Source organism: Streptomyces thioluteus, assembly GCF_039535865.1.
Window position 1 is genome coordinate 20,991 of record NZ_BAAAXZ010000011.1, and the last position, 15,321, is coordinate 36,311.

Here is a 15,321-nt window from a genome sequence, read left to right on the forward strand (position 1 = left end):
TGCGCGCGCTGTCCTCAAGCGCCGGACGGGCTGTTCAGCCCGTCCGGCGCTTGAGGACTTCGCCCGAAGGGCGAACGGGGCCCGTGGTCTCCCCGGAAGAAACGGTGAAAGGGCGGGCCAGGGGCAAACACCCCCCATGACCACCCCCGCGCGCCACACTGGAACCCGCCCCCACAAAAGGCCCCCGCCGCATGAGGCCCGCATCACAGGCCAACCCCCCGTGACCCGACACCTTACGTGCGGGTAACTTCACCGGAGCCGCACCCAAACCGCCCGCGCCGACTGGAGCCGTGATGCCCGAAGCCGTGATCGTCTCTACCGCCCGCTCCCCCATCGGCCGGGCCTTCAAGGGTTCGCTGAAGGACCTGCGCCCCGACGACCTCACCGCCACGATCATCCGGGCCGCGCTCGACAAGGTCCCCGGCCTCGACCCGCGCGACATCGACGACCTGATGCTCGGCTGCGGCATGCCCGGCGGCGAGCAGGGCCACAACCTGGCGCGGATCGTCGCCGTGCAGATGGGCATGGACCACCTGCCCGCCACCACGATCACCCGGTACTGCGCCTCCTCGCTCCAGACCTCGCGCATGGCCTTCCACGCGATCAAGGCGGGCGAGGGCGACGTCTTCCTCTCGGCCGGCGTCGAGATGGTCTCGCGGACCGTCAACGGCTCGTCGGACGGCATGCCCGGCACCCACAACCCCGTCTTCGCCGAGGCGGAGGCCCGTACCGCCGCCCGCGCCGAGCAGGGCGGCGAGGGCTGGCACGACCCGCGCGAGGACGGCCTGGTCCCGGACGCGTACATCGCGATGGGCCAGACCGCGGAGAACCTCGCCCGGCTGAAGGGCGTCACCCGCCAGGACATGGACGAGTTCGGCGTCCGTTCGCAGAACCTGGCCGAGGAGGCGATCCGCAAGGGCTTCTGGGCGCGCGAGATCACCCCGGTGACCACCCCGGACGGGACGGTCGTCGCCCAGGACGACGGCCCGCGCGCCGGCGTGACGCTGGAGGGCGTCCAGGGGCTCAAGCCCGCGTTCCGCCCCGACGGCCTGATCACGGCGGGCAACTGCTGTCCGCTGAACGACGGCGCCGCCGCCCTGGTGATCATGTCCGACACCAAGGCGCGGGAGCTGGGCCTGACCCCGCTCGCCCGGATCGTCTCCACCGGCGTCTCGGCGCTCTCGCCCGAGATCATGGGCTACGGACCGGTCGAGGCGAGCCGCCAGGCGCTGAAGCGGGCCGGGATGACCATCGACGACATCGACCTGGTCGAGATCAACGAGGCGTTCGCGGCCCAGGTGATCCCGTCCTACCGGGACCTCGGCGTCGACATCGACAAGCTCAACGTCAACGGCGGGGCCATCGCCGTGGGTCACCCCTTCGGCATGACGGGCGCGCGGATCACCGGCACCCTGATCAACTCGCTGCAGTTCCACGACAAGCAGTTCGCGCTGGAGACGATGTGCGTGGGGCGGCGGCCAGGGCATGGCGATGGTGCTGGAGCGCCTGAGCTGAGCCACGGCCGAGGACGACGGAGGACAGGGGTGCGCCCGGGCTGACGCAGGGCACCCGTGCCGGTTCGTGACCCAATCTCCCCCAGGATGTGACCAACGTCCCGGGGGAGATTCGTTTCCCCAGGTCGGATAGGTTGAAGAAACAACCTCCGGGCCCTAAGTCCCGCCGGTTTCATGACGTTTTGCACTGGGGGCAGGGGAAGACGCGCGCGAAGCTGAGGTAGGAATTCGGGGGATCCATAGCAACCGGGAGTACGTCAGTGAGCGCCATGTCTCTTGCCCTGCTGCTGGCCGCTGCCACCGCCACGACCGCGGGTGCCGCCGCGCTGTACGCCACGCGCGGACTCCGCCGGCAGATCACCGCCCTGCGCGCCGACCTGGCGGCCGCCACCGCGGAGCGCACGGCGCGGGCCGAGGTGCCCGCCGCCCGGACCGCCCCCGCGGCCGGGATCTCCGAGGCCGGGATCTCCGAAATACGTGCCGCCGTCGCCGACGCCCTCGCCGAGGAGCGCGAGCGCGAACTGCCGAGGCGCGCGCCTTCTGGGCCGCGCAGGAGGCCCTCGACCTGGGCACCGCCCCGGGCGCCGACGCCCCGCTGCTGTCCGGCCCGCGCCGGCCCCGGCACCGACGAGACGTCCGCCGACGGAGGCCCGTACGGCCTGTACATCCCCCGCCAGCCCGACCTGGCCGGCCTCGAACTGCCCCTGGCGGAGGAGCCGGACGCCGCCGAGTCCCCGGAGCTGGCCGCGGCCCGCCGCCGGCACCCCTCGCACCCCGACTTCTCGCCGGCCGCCCCGGTGACCGACCACGAGCGCACCGTCGAGCGGCTCGGCGAGCTCGCCGACGCCGGCGTCCCGCTGGCCGACGTGCGCCCGGGCCCGCTCGGCACCCTCGACGTCTACGTCTTCGCCGACGGCACCACCGTCTGCATGACGCCCGGCCACCGCGAGACCGCCGAGAACCTCGCCCACGCGCTGCGCACCGGCGACGCCCCCGTCCTGCTGGGCGGCTCCGGCGTGGCGGGCGCCTACGCCCTGACGTTCGGCTGCGCCTCCGGCAACGTCTACGTGCTGGCGGACCGCGTCATCGCCTCGCAGTAACGCCGGACGTCACCCACGCCGGGCGTCACAGCCCGCAGCGGCGGGCCGCCTCCTCGATGAGCCCGACGGCCTCGGCCACCTGCACCCCGGTCGCCCCGCCGGCCCCGGCGGCGAGCGCCTCGGCCAAGTCGTGGCCCGCGACGGCCACTTGGTCCGCCACCGCGAACATGCCCGCCTCGGCATCTGCCGCGGCTCGCCCTCCCCCGGTTCCTCGATCCGCTGCGCCCGGGCGGCCAGCTCGCGGGCGAGGGCCAGCGCTTCCGCCGCCGCGCCCCGGCTCAGTCGGGACTGCGGCAGGGCGCGCAGGCGGTCGGCGAAGGCGTCCACGGCGGCCAGGAGAGGCGTCACATCATCCACGCCCCGAGACTATGCGGCGGCTGCCGACTGTTGCCAATGGCTGAACACTCAGGCACGGTGACATGAAGGACCATCATCCGAAGCGTCCGGAGGCGCCGATGTCCCACGTCATCTCCGACGAGACCCACCGGAACCTGCTCTCCCGAATCCCTCACTGCACCGGCCGTGACATCGCGGACTGGCTGCGCACGGTCGACGAAGGCCCCGCATTGTCCAGGTTCGAGGAGAAGGTGAGCTGGCTGCGCGGAGAGCACGGCCTCGCCTACGGCCACGCCAAGGCGATCGTGCACGAGTACGACCTCCGGCGGGCCGCGCGCAGGCTCCTGTAGCGCCGCGGTCCCCCGCAAACGGGGGACGGGGCCCGGGAAGGCATCGCCTTCCCGGGCCCCGTCCATGGGTCGTACGGCCCGCCCGCGCTAGTCCTGATTGAGGATCGCGATCAGGCGGAGCAGCTCGGTGTAGATCCACACCAGCGACAGCGTGAGGCCGAACGCGGCCAGCCACGACTCCTCGCGCGGCGCCCCGTACTTCACGCCATCCTCGACCTGCTTGAAGTCGAGCGCCAGGAAGCAGGCGCCGAGCACCACGCCGATGATGCCGAAGACGATGCCCAGGCCGCCGGTCCGGAAGCCGAGGCCGTCGCCGCCGCCGAACGCGGCGAACATCAGGTTGACGACCATCAGCAGCAGGAAGCCGATCGCGGCGCCGGCCACGAAGCGGTAGAAGCGGCGGTCGACGCGGATGAGCCGCGTCTTGTACGCCACCAGCACACCGGCGAAGACGGCCGTGGTGCCCAGCACCGCCTGCATCGGGGCGCCCTTGGCGACCTCGTTGTACACCTGGCTGATCACACCGAGGAACAGGCCCTCGAAGACCGCGTAGGCCAGGATGATCGCCGGGGACGGCTTGGCCTTGAACGACTGGACCAGGCCGAGCACCATCGCGATCAGACCGGCACCGAAGCCGATCCCGACGGGCAGCTCCAGCGCCCAGGCCGCACCGGCCGCGACGATCACCGCGACCAGCGTGATGCCGGTGCGCAGGACGACGTCGTCGATCGTCATCGCGCCGGAGCGCGCGGGGGCCTGCGGGGCGCCGTACTGGACGTCGGCGGCGCCCTGGGCGTACGGGTTGTTCGCGTAAGGGTTGGTGGGCTGCGCGTACGGGTTGTTCCCGTAAGGATTCCCCTGCGTCGCGGACCCGGACTGCGGTGCCGCGTTGAAGCCCGCGTAACCGCCTCCGGAGGTGAACCCCCGTCGCGAGAAGACCGGGTTCCTGCTCCTCATTTCACTCCTCCATGGCCACCCTGCGCGGCCTTGCCGTTAAGGGTAATGGGTAGGCAAAGGAATGGCTCTCGTACTGTGGGACGATCTTTTGGCGTATCCCTCTCCTACCAGACAACGCCGTCGCGCGACACCCGGTTCCGTCCGGGAACGGGAAAAGGCCGGACGGCAGAGGTGCCGTCCGGCCTCGTCACCGCGGCGGTTCTCAGTCCGCCACGGCGTTCACGCGCACCGCCATGTTCCCGGACGGGTGCTTGTTCTCGTACATCAGCTGGTGCGCCTTGCCGGTGTCCGCGAAATCGCCCACCCAGGAAAGGCACGGGTCGAGCTTCTTGCTCCCGGCGAGTTCGATGACCCGGCGGCACTGCTGGAGGTTCGCGAAGTGCGAACCCTGGAGGCGCTTCTGCCGCATCCACAGGAATCGCAGGTCGACGTCGCCGTTGTAACCGGTCGTGCCGCCGCAGATGACCACCATGCCGGCGGTGTCGCACAGATACATCGACGTGGGAATGGTGTTCTGGCCGCTGTGCTCAAGAATGATCTTGGGGTTCCGGCGCTCGCCCAGGAGCTCCCAGAACTTGGCGCCGAAGGCCCGTGCGCCCTTCATCCACTTCGCCATCGCGGCGTTGTCGTCGGTGTCGGGGAGCCGGCCCCAGTGGTCGAACTCGTTGCGGTTGATGTAGCCCTCCGCGCCGAGCTCCATGCAGAATTTGCCGCGCTCGTCGTCGGAGACCACCGCGATGGGAATGCCGCCCCGGATGCGGGTGATCTGGATCGCCATCGAGCCCAGGCCGCCCGCGCCGCCCCAGACGAGCACCGGGTCGCCGGGCTCGACGGTGTGCGGGGCCCAGCCGGTCAGCTGGCGGTAGGCGGTCGCGCCGGTGAGCAGGAAGCAGGCCGCCTCCTCCCAGGACAGGCTCTTCGGCTTGGGGTGGCACTGGAAGTCCTTGACCAGCGCGTACTGGGCGAAGGTGCCGTAGTTGGTCTCGTAGCCCCAGGCCTTCTGGGTGACCGAGGTCATCGGGTCGCCGCCCAGCCGGACGTCCTGGGCGGTCTCGTCCCAGGTGCAGCCGGAGAGCAGGACCTCGTCACCGACCTTGACGGAGGTGACGCCCTCGCCGACGGCCCAGACGATGCCCGAGCCCTCGGAACCGCCGATGTGGAAGTCCTCCGGCTCACCCGCCTTCTGCCGGCCGCGCACCACGTCGTAGGGGTAGCCCAGGGAGGACCAGACGTTGTTGTAGTTGATCCCCGCGGCCATGACGTAGACGAGCACCTGGCCGCGGCCGGCCTTCGGCACGTCCACGACCTCCATGGCGAAGCCCTGCTCCGGCGGCCCGTAGCGCTCCGGGCGGATGACCGACGCGTGCATGCGCGCCGGCACCTCGCCCAGGGGCGGCATCTGACCGATGTCGTACAGGTCCTTGGTCAACTCTTCCTCCACGTCGGGTGACTGGCGTCACATGCGTGTTGCGGTACTGACGGGGCGGCGGTCACGCGCCGGTCTCCGCCTCCAGCTCCCGGGCCAGGGACGCGGTCGTCGTGCCCTTGGCCAGACGGGCCACGGGGAGGGAGACGCCCAGCTCCCCCTCCAGCCGCTTGCGCAGCTCGGCGGCCATCAGGGAGTCCATCCCCAGCCGGTTGAACGGCTTGTTGACGTCGAGCCGGGACACCCGCATCCCGAGCACCTCGGCGACGTGCCCGGCCACGCGGTCGGCGACCGGCCGGTCGTCGGCGGGCTCCCGGAGGGGAGCGGCGGGCGTGGCCGGGGAGGGCGCCGGGGCGGTCTCCCGTACGGGCGCGGCCGGGGCGGCCACGGTGACGCGCACCGGCTCCGCCGCCGTGACGACGGGGGCGGACAGGGCGGGCGCGGCCGGGGCGCCGCCCGCCCCCGAGATGCGCAGGCTGCCGCGCAGCTCGATCACGAAGCCGCTCGCCGGGTCGGTGAGCCGCAGCTCACCGGTCAGCTCGACGCCGGTGGCCGGAAGGGCCGTACGGGTCCCGGGCTCGTCCGCCCTCGTGTGCTCCGCCGCCACCGTCGTGTCCACCCTGTTCTCCCCGTTCTCGTTCTCCGTGCCGGCCGTCCGGCCGACAGGCATGCCCTTGGCCTCGGCGACGAGCCGCTGTGCGTCGTCGAAGAGGGCCACGTCCAGGGCGAGTTCGCCGCCCTCGTCCTCGGTGATCCGGCAGACGGACCACAGTTCCTCGCTCGCGGGGCCCGACACCACGAACTCGGTCAGCCGCGGGGTGAGGAGCGACGGGTCGGGCACCAGCGCCAGCGCCGGCTGGTAGGCCGAGCGGACCAGCTCCGGGTGGACCGGGTGGCCCGGCCGCGGCTCCGTCCCGGCGGGGCGGCGCAGCCGTGCGACGGCCTCGCCGGGGCCGAGCCGGACCTCCTCCAGGACCGGCCGGAGCGCTCCGGCCGCCGCGGTGCGGCCGTAGAAGGCGGCGCCGTCCAGGACCTCCGGGCAGCGGGCGAGCACCCCGGCGGGCGGTTCGTACGCGGCCGTCGCGGAGGACGTCCCGACGGTGCCGGAGGCGCGCGGCGTCCACTCGCCCGTGCCGGCGGCGGGGCGGCTCGCGACCTCGAAGGACCACCTGCCGTCGGCCGCGCCCGGGGTGAGGACGGCCCGCAGCACGGGGGCCTCGCCGGGGCGCACCAGCAGCGCCTCGCCGATGTCCGCGCCGGTGACGCGCACGTCGTCGTGGCCGGCCGCCTTCGCCGCGGCCGCCCGGGCCGCCTCGACGAACTCGGGCCCGTGGACGACGGCCGTTCCGCCGTCCGGGGCCGCGAGGAGGAACGGCGTGCCCGGCTCGCCGAGCCGGAACTCGTACGTCCGCGGCAGCGCCTCCAGGTCCTCCACCCAGTAGCTCTCCCGCTGCCAGGGGTAGCGCGGCAGCGGCACGCAGCGCCCGGCGCCGTACAGCTTCTCCCAGTCGACGGGCGCGCCCGCCTCGTAGACCTTGCCCAGGTGGGTCAGCAGGGTCTCGCGCTCGGGCCGTTCGCGCAGCAGGGAGCCGACGACCGTGCCGGGCAGCCCGGCGTCGGCGAGGGTCTCCTCCACCGCCCGGGACAGCACGGGGTGCGGGCTGATCTCGACGAAGACGGTCTCGCCCGCCTCGGCGACGGCGAGCACGGCCTCGTGGAAGTGGACGCGGCCGCGGATGTTGCGCGTCCAGTACGACGCGTCGAGGCCGGAGCCGTCCACCAGCTCGCGGGTGACGGTGGAGCGCATCGGGACCCGGCCCGCGCGCGGGGCGATCTCGCGCAGCTCGGCGGCGAGTTCGTCGAGCAGCGGCTCCATCTTGGCGCAGTGCGAGGCCGCCTCCGCCTTCATGACGCGGCAGAACACGTCGCGGGCGTCGAGCTCGGCCTTGATCTTCTCGATGCCCTCGACCTCTCCGGCCAGGACGGTGGTGCGCGGGCCGTTGCTGGCCGCGACGGCGACGTCCACGGCGAGTTCGCCGATGAGGGCCTCCGCCTCGTCCGCGGTCAGGGCGGCGACCGACATCGTCCCCTGGCCGCGGACGCGGTCGCGGATGAGCCGGGCGCGGCGGCAGACGACGGCCGCGGCGTCGGCGACGCTCAGCGCCCCGGCGACGCAGGCGGCGGCGGACTCGCCCATGCTGTGGCCGAGCACGACGTCCGGCTCGACGCCCCACGCCCGCCAGGTCTCGGCGAGGGAGACCTGCACGGCCCACAGGACGGGGTGCACGATGGCGACGGTCTCGTCGACGAGGTCGGTGCCGTCGGTCAGGCGGTCGATGACGGACCAGCCGGTCTCGGCGCGGACGGCCTCGTCGCAGCGCATCAGCGAGGCACTGAACGCCGGGGAGACGTCCATGAGTTCGCGGGCCATGCCGATCCACTGGGAGCCGTGGCCGGAGAAGACGAAGGCGACGCGCGGCCGGCCCGCCCAGCCGGCGCCGTCCGCCTCCTCGGCGGCCTCGCGCAGCCGCTCGGCGAGCGTGTCGTGGCTGTCGCCGACGACGGAGATCCGGACGTCGTGGTGGGCGCGGCGGACGGCGGCGGTGTGGCAGAGGTCGGCCGGGTCCGTGTCCTTCCCGGCGCCCTCCAGGTGCTCGGCCAGGTCGAGGACGCGCTGCCGCAGGGCCTCGGGGGAGGCCGCGGAGACGGGCAGGAGGTGGTCGGCGCCGCGCTCGGCGACCTCGGCGGCCCGGACGGGGGCGATGACGGAGTCGGCCTCGGTCACCACGATGTGGACGTTGGTGCCCGAGACGCCGAACGCGCTCACGCCGGCGGTCAGCGGCCGGCCCTCGGCCGCGAGCGGCACGGCGGCGGCGTGCGGGACGTCGAGACCGGCGCCGTCCCAGTCGACGGCGGGGGTGCGCTCGGTGACGTGCAGGCTGCGGGGGACGGTGCGGTGCTGGAGGGACAGCACGGTCTTGATCAGGCCGAGCACGCCGGCGGCGGAGCCGGTGTGGCCGATGTTGCTCTTCACGGAGCCGACCAGCAGCGGCTTCTCGCGGGGGGCGGCCATCTCGGCGGCGATGGCGCCGAGTTCGACCGGGTCGCCGGCGCGGGTGCCGGTGCCGTGCGCCTCGATGTAGTCGACGTCGGTGACCGGGATCCCGGCGTCCGCGTAGGCCAGGCGGAGCATCTCCCGCTGGCCGCTCACCGCCGGGTTGATCATGGTGTCGCTGCCCGCGCCGTCGTTGTTCATGCCCCAGCCGCGGATGACGGCCCGGACCGGGTCGCCGTCGGCGAGCGCGCGGTCCAGCGGCTTGAGGACGACGGCGCCGACGCCCTCGCTGAAAACGAAGCCGTTGGCGTCGGCGGAGCCGAAGCGGCAGTTCTCGCCGAAGACGGCGGCGTCGACGAAGCCGTGGTTCTCGGTGTTGGTCAGCAGCAGCTGGGAGCCGCCCGCGATGGCCGTGGTCGACTCGCCCGCGCGCAGGCTCTGGCAGGCCAGGGCGATGGCGGTCAGCGACGAGGAGCAGGCGGTGTCGACGGAGAGGCCGGGGCCCGTCACGTCCAGGGCGAAGGAGACGCGTCCGGTGGTGGTGGAGCGGGAACCGGCGCCGAGCGAGGCGTGGATGTCGGGGTACCCGACGGACTGCTGGAGCTCCCAGTAGTGGACGTTGGTCGTGCCGACGTAGACCCCGGTGCGGGTGCCGGCCAGCCTTCCGGTGTCCTGCCCGCCGTCCTCCAGCGCCTCCCAGGCGGCCTCCATGAACAGCCGCTGCTGCGGGTCCATGCCCGCCGCCTCGCGCGGGGAGATCCCGAAGTACCCGGCGTCGAACCGGTCCACGTCCTCCAGCAGGCCGGAGCGGACGCGGGCGCCCGGCACCTCGTACGGCCGGCCGAAGCGGGTGGCCGGTACGTCCTCCACCGTGCAGACCTCGTCCGTCAGCAGGCGCCAGAAGGCGTCCGGGCCGTCGGCGCCGGGAACCCGGCAGCCGATTCCCACGATCGCGATCGGAGCGGGACGCACCGGGTCGTTTTCGCCCATGGGTACGTGACTTCCTTAAGTCCGGGGGGTGTTCGCGCGGCGGAGTGGGCTGCGCGGCTTTCGGACTCCGACTCTGGGATACGGCCCGCGGAATGTTCAATGTCCCGGTCCGGAAACTGCCGGGCCGGCGCCGGGTTGTCCTGAACTCCCGGGCGGCCGTGGCAGGTTCCTGCCGCGATGTGACGCGGCCGACACAAGAAATGCTTATGCGCGCAACAAGCCCGCGTTGGAGGCGTTCACACCGGCCTGGAACCGCGAACGGGCGCCGAGCAGCCGCATGATGTCCGCGACGCGTCGGCGATAGGTGCGGACGGAGATGTCGAGTTCACGGGCGGCGACTTCGTCGGTGTAGCCCTCACCGAGCATGCGGAGGATGCGCACCCCGGAATCGCGGCGCAGGCATTCCTGGAGCCGCTGGTAGCCCGCCAGCGGGGCGGCCCGGTACCAGGCCGTCATCATGATGTCGTAGAGCGCCCGGACCACGGCGGGGGCGCGGACGACGGAGGCCTCGGCGCCGAAGACGGTGGCCTCGCCCGGGCGGATCAGCGCGACCCGCTGGTCGACGACCGCGGCGGCGTGCCGCACGCCCGCGGCCAGGCGTATCTCCACCCCGTCGAGCAGGGTGGCGAGTTCGGCCAGCCGCTCGTCGCCGGCCATCTCGGGCGGGGCGAGGATCTGCACCCGGGCGTCCCGCGGGCCCCGGGCGGCCAGCACGCCCAGCGCGGCGGCCACCAGGCGCGGGGCGTCCCGGGTCGGGGGGACGAGCAGCGTCACCGATAACTTCGCCTCGCCCACCAGGCTGTTGAACGCGCGGACCGCGACCGACCGGTCGTCGATGACCGCGAGCGCCGATTCCTCCAGGGCGCGAATTTGCGTGTTGTTCACCGCGGATTCGATCAGCGGCCGCATCTGCGCGAGTACGTGATCGATGTCGCCGGACTCCGCAGCACCACCCCCGGGAGGTATTTCCGCGGCGGCCCGGTCGCCCGGGTCGGGGACCATGTAGAGAGAATTGGGAATACGCATGCACGCCCCAGTGAGTTCGTTGCACCCCGTCCGTCCGGCGGGGTCGTGAACTCAACTGCGGGGAAATGCCGTGAAATCCACGGACGACGGCGCGGAACCGACGGAACGTACGCCTCCGTACACCTCGCCTCCCCCACGGATCACAACCCTACCGATCAGTAACGCTACAATCCGTAGCGTAACTCCGTCAACGCGCCACCGTGGACCGAGCATTGAGTTCCGGCCAAACGGCCGGGGCCTTGCGGCGCGGCCGGACCCGGAGGGCGGGCCCGCGGCCAGCGGTGTCACCGGCGGCCGCCGCTCCGGGAGTTGGCTCTTTCTGCGTGGTCCGCAATTTTGCGCGATGCGCACTTTCTGTACTGTGCGCCGCATGAGCACAGCAGCGCGGAAGGAGCCGGCCGGGCCCGGACTGAGGGAGCGCAAGAAGCGGGCCACCCGGACGGCACTGAGCCTGGCCGCCCTGCGGCTGGCCGCCGAGCGCGGCTGGGCCGCCGTGCGGGTCGAGGACATCGCGGCCGAGGCCGGGGTCTCCCCCCGCACGTTCAACAACTACTTCTCCAGCAAGGAGGAGGCCGTCATGGCCTCCGGCGCCGACCGGGCCGAACGGATCCGGGAGGTGCTCGCCGCGCGTCCGGCCGGGGAACCCCTGTGGGACGCGCTCACCCACGCCTTCGTCGCCGAGCTGGACGAGCCCTCCTTCGAGCCGACCACGATCCTGCGCGCCCGGCTGGCCCTCGCGCACTCCCAACTCGCCGCCGAGCAGGTGCGCTTCGAGGCGGCGATGGCCGCCATCCTGGCCACCGAGATCGCCCGGCGCACCGGCACCGACGCCGAGCGGGACCTCTACCCGCGCCTCGCGGCCACGCTCGCGTTCACCACCTGCCGCGTCACCTTCGAGCACTGGGTGCGCGGCGGCGGGGACACGCCCGTGGCCGACGCCGTGCGCCGGGCGATGCGGAGCGTGCGCGTCGACCCGTGACCACCCCACACAGAGAGACGTCCACCATGCCCCCGACACCTCCTCCGGCATCTCCTCCCGAACCCGCCTCCCCCGCCGCGGCGGGCTGGCGCAAGGTCCCCGTCCTCGTCGTCGGCCTCACGCTCCTCCTCGTGGCCATGCTCACGGCGTTCGCCCTGCCCGCGATCAACTCCGGCCCGCACAAGGTGCCGATCGCCGTCGCCGGACCCGGTCCGGCCGCCGACCGGATCGCCGACAAGCTCGCGGAGGCGAAACCGGGCGCCTTCCGCATCGAGAAGGTGGCGGACGCGGACGCCGCGCGCGAGCGGATCGACGACCGCGACGCGTACGGGGCCGTCGTCCTCGGCGCGAAGCCCGGCGCCAAGCCGGAGGTGCTGATCGCGACCACGGCCGGGCCGTCGGTCGCCGCGACCCTGCGCGCGCTGGCCCTCACGCTGGACCCGGCCGCGGCGGGGGTCGGCGCCCCCGTCCACGACCTGTACCCGCCGACGTCCGACGACCCCAACGCGGTCGGGCTCTCGGCCGGGGCCCTGCCGCTGGTCCTCGGCGGCTACCTGGCCGCCGCGGCCATCGTCCTGCTCCTGCGCTCCCCGGCCCAACGGGCCGTCACGGCACTGGGGTTCGCACTGCTGGGCGGCTTCTCCCTCACGGCCCTCCTCCAGTACGGCTTCGGCATCACCGACGGCAACTACCTGCTGATCTCGCTGGCCGTCGCGTTCAGCACGGCGGCGACGTCCGTGACGATCATGGGCCTGCACGCGGTGCTGGGGGGCCGGGGCCTGGGCCTCGGCGCCGCCATGATGATCTTCCTCGGCAACCCGCTGTCGGGCCTGGCCTCCGGCCCGGAGTGGCTGCCGTCCGGCTGGGGCACCTTCGGCCAGTTCCTGCCGCCCGGGGCCGGGGGGACGCTGCTGCGGTCGACGGCGTTCTTCGACGGGGCCGGGTGCGGGCGGGCGCTGATCGTGCTGGGTTGCTGGCTGGTGGGCGGGCTGGCGCTGTTCGCGCTGGGGGCGCGGGTCGCCTCGAAGCGGGCGGCTGTGGGGGCTGGAGCCCCCGCGCCGCAGGAGGAACGCGCGACGGTGGGGGCGCGGGCCCAGTAGGGATTCCGCCCCGGACCCACCCTTTCACCGTTTCCCCCGGGGCTCCGCCCCTCACCCCGGGACCGCGCGGCGAGCGGGTGCAGGGCCCCACGCCCCCGCGGGGGCTCCGCCCCCTGCACCCCTGACTCCGTTACGGCGCTCCGCCCCGGACCCCCGCAACCGCGCTGACGCGCTGACGCGCGGTTGTCCTCAAACGCCGGACGGGCTGGATCGGGGCAGCCCCGGACGGGGCCCAGGGGGCGGAGCCCCCGGTGGGGTGCAGGGGCGGAGCCCCGCCTGCCCGCGCGGAGCGCGGCCCCGCGGCACGCGCGCCGCGGGGTCGCGCAGGGGCGGAGCCCCTGCGGAAGAGGGTTGGGGTGGGACCGGGGCCTACTCCACGAACGCCACCGCCCGCGCCGGCGCCGCACTCGTCCCCGTCAGCTTCAGCGGAAAGAAGCCGACCATGAACCCCGTCAGCGGCAACTCCCCCAGATTCACCAGCTGCTGCACGATCAGCGCCTCCTTGTCACGGATCGCATAGTGCCCGTCCCAGATGTGACGGGAGTCCCCCGTCTCGTGGAACGCCTTCCGCATCGCGGGAATCGGCCGGTCCCACCCGATCGCGTCCGTCCCCAGGACCGTCGCCCCGAGCCCGGTCAGGTACCGCGTACCGGCCCCGGACATCCCGGGATACGCGAAGTACTCGGGGTCGCGCAGCGTGTACCGCTCCTGCCCGGTGCGGATGAGCACGGCGTCCCCCGGCTCGACGTCCCGCCCCGTCGCGGCGATGGCCTGCTTGAGGGCCTCCACCGGGATCGCCTCCCCCGGCCTGGCCCACTCCCGGACGTCCAGCACCATCCCCGGCCGGTACAGCTCGTCCAGCCCGATGTCGCTGAGGGTGCGCGAGGGGCGCCCCTCGCAGGTCGCCCCGCTGTGCAGCGGAGCGTCCACGTGCGTCCCGCAGTGCGTGCTGATCTCGTGCATGACCTCCCCGGCCGGCCCCGCTCGGCCGGGTACGTCCTCGGGGTCGCACCCGAAGGAGGCGACCATGAAATCCAGACCCCAGTCCTCGTGCGTGAAGTAGTCCATCCTCGGTGCCACCACGAGCGCCAGGTCGGGCTGGTTCTCGGGGATGAGGTCGAGGTCCCGGGGGTCGAGGGGGGATGTCAGATCGATGATGCGGCTCATTTCGGATCGTCCCTTTTCTGTTCAGTGGTGGATGCTGTCGTCCGGGAACCGGCCGATCAGTCCCCGGAGTTCGGTCTTGAGCACCTTTCCGTAGGAGTTCTTGGGGAGTTCGGCGACGAAGCGGAACTGGCGCGGCCGCTTGTACCGCGCCATTTCGTCGAGCGGGAGAGCATCGATGCCGACTCCACCAGACGCGGCAGGCGTATGGGAGAGACGGGAAAAGAAGAGAAAGTGATGGATAAGGACTTAGGAGAAGGGAAAGGAAAAAAAACAGGATTGTGAATATACAAAAGAAGAAGAAGGTGGACCCACATGCCTCCCCCCAAGACCGCCCCCCATATAGCAAACCCAACGTGATACTAATTTTAAGGGACGCGGCACAAGCACAAAATTCCACGACGAGGCATAACAGCGTCTCGCATCCCCAACAGGGAGGAGCAAAAGAAATCACCACTAGAGACGAGTGGCAAGCAAGGAGTGAGACGAAGTCGCGCGGCTAAAGGCACACAAGGCACCACCTGTGCTATGGCGTGGGGCGGGAAAGCGAGGAGATGAAAGAGCTAGAAGGACAGCGAGAGCAAGCTTTTTTTTTTTTTTTTTTGAAAGTAGGCCGGCGCCAATGAGGAAAGATACAGCCAGACTCGCGTCGTTTGCGCGCAACGGGCTAGCGAAATGAGACAACAAGGCTACATACCACAGGGACCATTAGTAGGAAAGCCAGCCCGTGCACCGCAAAAAACCGTGCGGCCGAGGAAGACCTTCACTGCCAACAACTCATAAGACAATTACCACACCAAGACGGAGCGAGCAAGGTAAAGTGCGTATAAATAGCGACAAGGCAACCCCGGGAAGGCCCTCCCCCATACCAAACACACCAATTCCTCCCGCCGAGCAATTCTTGTAAATAAAGCACCCATATCATAGGCCAAAGTAACCTCTTACATGGTAAGGTTGACAGGAAAGCGAAAATATGTTTGCAAGATTAAGCCTTACGGTCTGACCGCGGGCTGGCCACTCCCCTTTTTCGAACAGCATTCACGGGCCACCGCCTGGGCACCCGCCCGGAATGCCCCCGGCGCCACCGCCCGGAAGGACCACGAAGGCCACACGGCTACACGTCGCCCCACTCAGGGATCCCGTCCCCGACACGACGACGGCCGCCTCCCCCCGGCGACGAAAGGGTGAGCGCAACCCCAGGAGCACCTCTGTGCCACCATCGCGGGGGTAGACTGTGGAAACCGCGCCGGTCGGCCACAGTGATTCACAGGTCACGTTGCACCCCCCGCAGCACGGACTCGACACACGCGATGAGAAGCACCCG

General features: G+C 71.8%; 9 protein-coding genes and 3 pseudogenes. 5 read left to right on the forward strand and 7 right to left on the reverse strand.

What is annotated here, in order from left to right; all coding sequences use genetic code 11:
- Positions 1–293 precede the first annotated feature (293 nt).
- A pseudogene (locus tag ABD794_RS01310) lies at positions 294–1,515 on the forward strand (acetyl-CoA C-acetyltransferase).
- A gap of 268 nt (positions 1,516–1,783) precedes the next feature.
- Positions 1,784–2,614, forward strand: a pseudogene (locus tag ABD794_RS01315) (hypothetical protein).
- A gap of 25 nt (positions 2,615–2,639) precedes the next feature.
- Here ABD794_RS01315 and ABD794_RS01320 read toward each other — a convergent pair.
- Positions 2,640–2,971: pseudogene (locus ABD794_RS01320) on the reverse strand (hypothetical protein).
- A gap of 98 nt (positions 2,972–3,069) precedes the next feature.
- On the opposite strand from ABD794_RS01320, the gene ABD794_RS01325 reads away from it, so the two are divergent.
- Positions 3,070–3,300: a DUF4287 domain-containing protein gene (locus ABD794_RS01325; protein ID WP_344960446.1), complete on the forward strand. Its 231-nt coding sequence runs from the start codon at positions 3,070–3,072 to the stop codon at positions 3,298–3,300.
- 87 nt (positions 3,301–3,387) lie between these two features.
- Here the strand turns inward: ABD794_RS01325 and ABD794_RS01330 are convergent, their stop codons facing one another.
- The 4 genes from ABD794_RS01330 to ABD794_RS01345 form a co-directional block, all read right to left on the reverse strand.
- A complete protein-coding gene (locus tag ABD794_RS01330) occupies positions 3,388–4,257 on the reverse strand; it encodes a Bax inhibitor-1/YccA family protein (protein WP_344960447.1) in 870 nt (289 codons plus the stop codon).
- A 202-nt stretch (positions 4,258–4,459) separates the two neighbouring features.
- A complete protein-coding gene (ccrA, locus tag ABD794_RS01335) occupies positions 4,460–5,686 on the reverse strand; it encodes a crotonyl-CoA carboxylase/reductase (RefSeq protein WP_344960448.1) in 1,227 nt (408 codons plus the stop codon).
- 61 nt (positions 5,687–5,747) lie between these two features.
- Entirely contained in the window at positions 5,748–9,728 is a 3,981-nt protein-coding gene (locus ABD794_RS01340) for a type I polyketide synthase (RefSeq protein ID WP_344960449.1), read from the reverse strand.
- A gap of 204 nt (positions 9,729–9,932) precedes the next feature.
- Entirely contained in the window at positions 9,933–10,730 is a 798-nt protein-coding gene (locus tag ABD794_RS01345) for a helix-turn-helix transcriptional regulator (RefSeq protein ID WP_344960450.1), read from the reverse strand.
- A gap of 394 nt (positions 10,731–11,124) precedes the next feature.
- On the opposite strand from ABD794_RS01345, the gene ABD794_RS01350 reads away from it, so the two are divergent.
- Positions 11,125–11,733 carry an acyl-CoA-like ligand-binding transcription factor gene (locus ABD794_RS01350; RefSeq protein ID WP_344960452.1) on the forward strand — a complete coding sequence of 203 codons (609 nt, stop codon included), beginning with the start codon at positions 11,125–11,127 and terminating at the stop codon, positions 11,731–11,733.
- A 26-nt stretch (positions 11,734–11,759) separates the two neighbouring features.
- On the forward strand, positions 11,760–12,833 hold the full coding sequence (locus tag ABD794_RS01355) for a hypothetical protein (protein WP_344960453.1): 1,074 nt from the start codon (positions 11,760–11,762) through the stop codon (positions 12,831–12,833).
- 369 nt (positions 12,834–13,202) lie between these two features.
- Here ABD794_RS01355 and ABD794_RS01360 read toward each other — a convergent pair whose 3' ends face one another.
- A complete protein-coding gene (locus ABD794_RS01360) occupies positions 13,203–14,000 on the reverse strand; it encodes a cyclase family protein (RefSeq protein WP_344960454.1) in 798 nt (265 codons plus the stop codon).
- Between the two features lie 21 nt (positions 14,001–14,021).
- Entirely contained in the window at positions 14,022–14,153 is a 132-nt protein-coding gene (locus tag ABD794_RS01365) for a hypothetical protein (RefSeq protein ID WP_344960455.1), read from the reverse strand.
- Between the last annotated feature and the right edge of the window lie 1,168 nt (positions 14,154–15,321).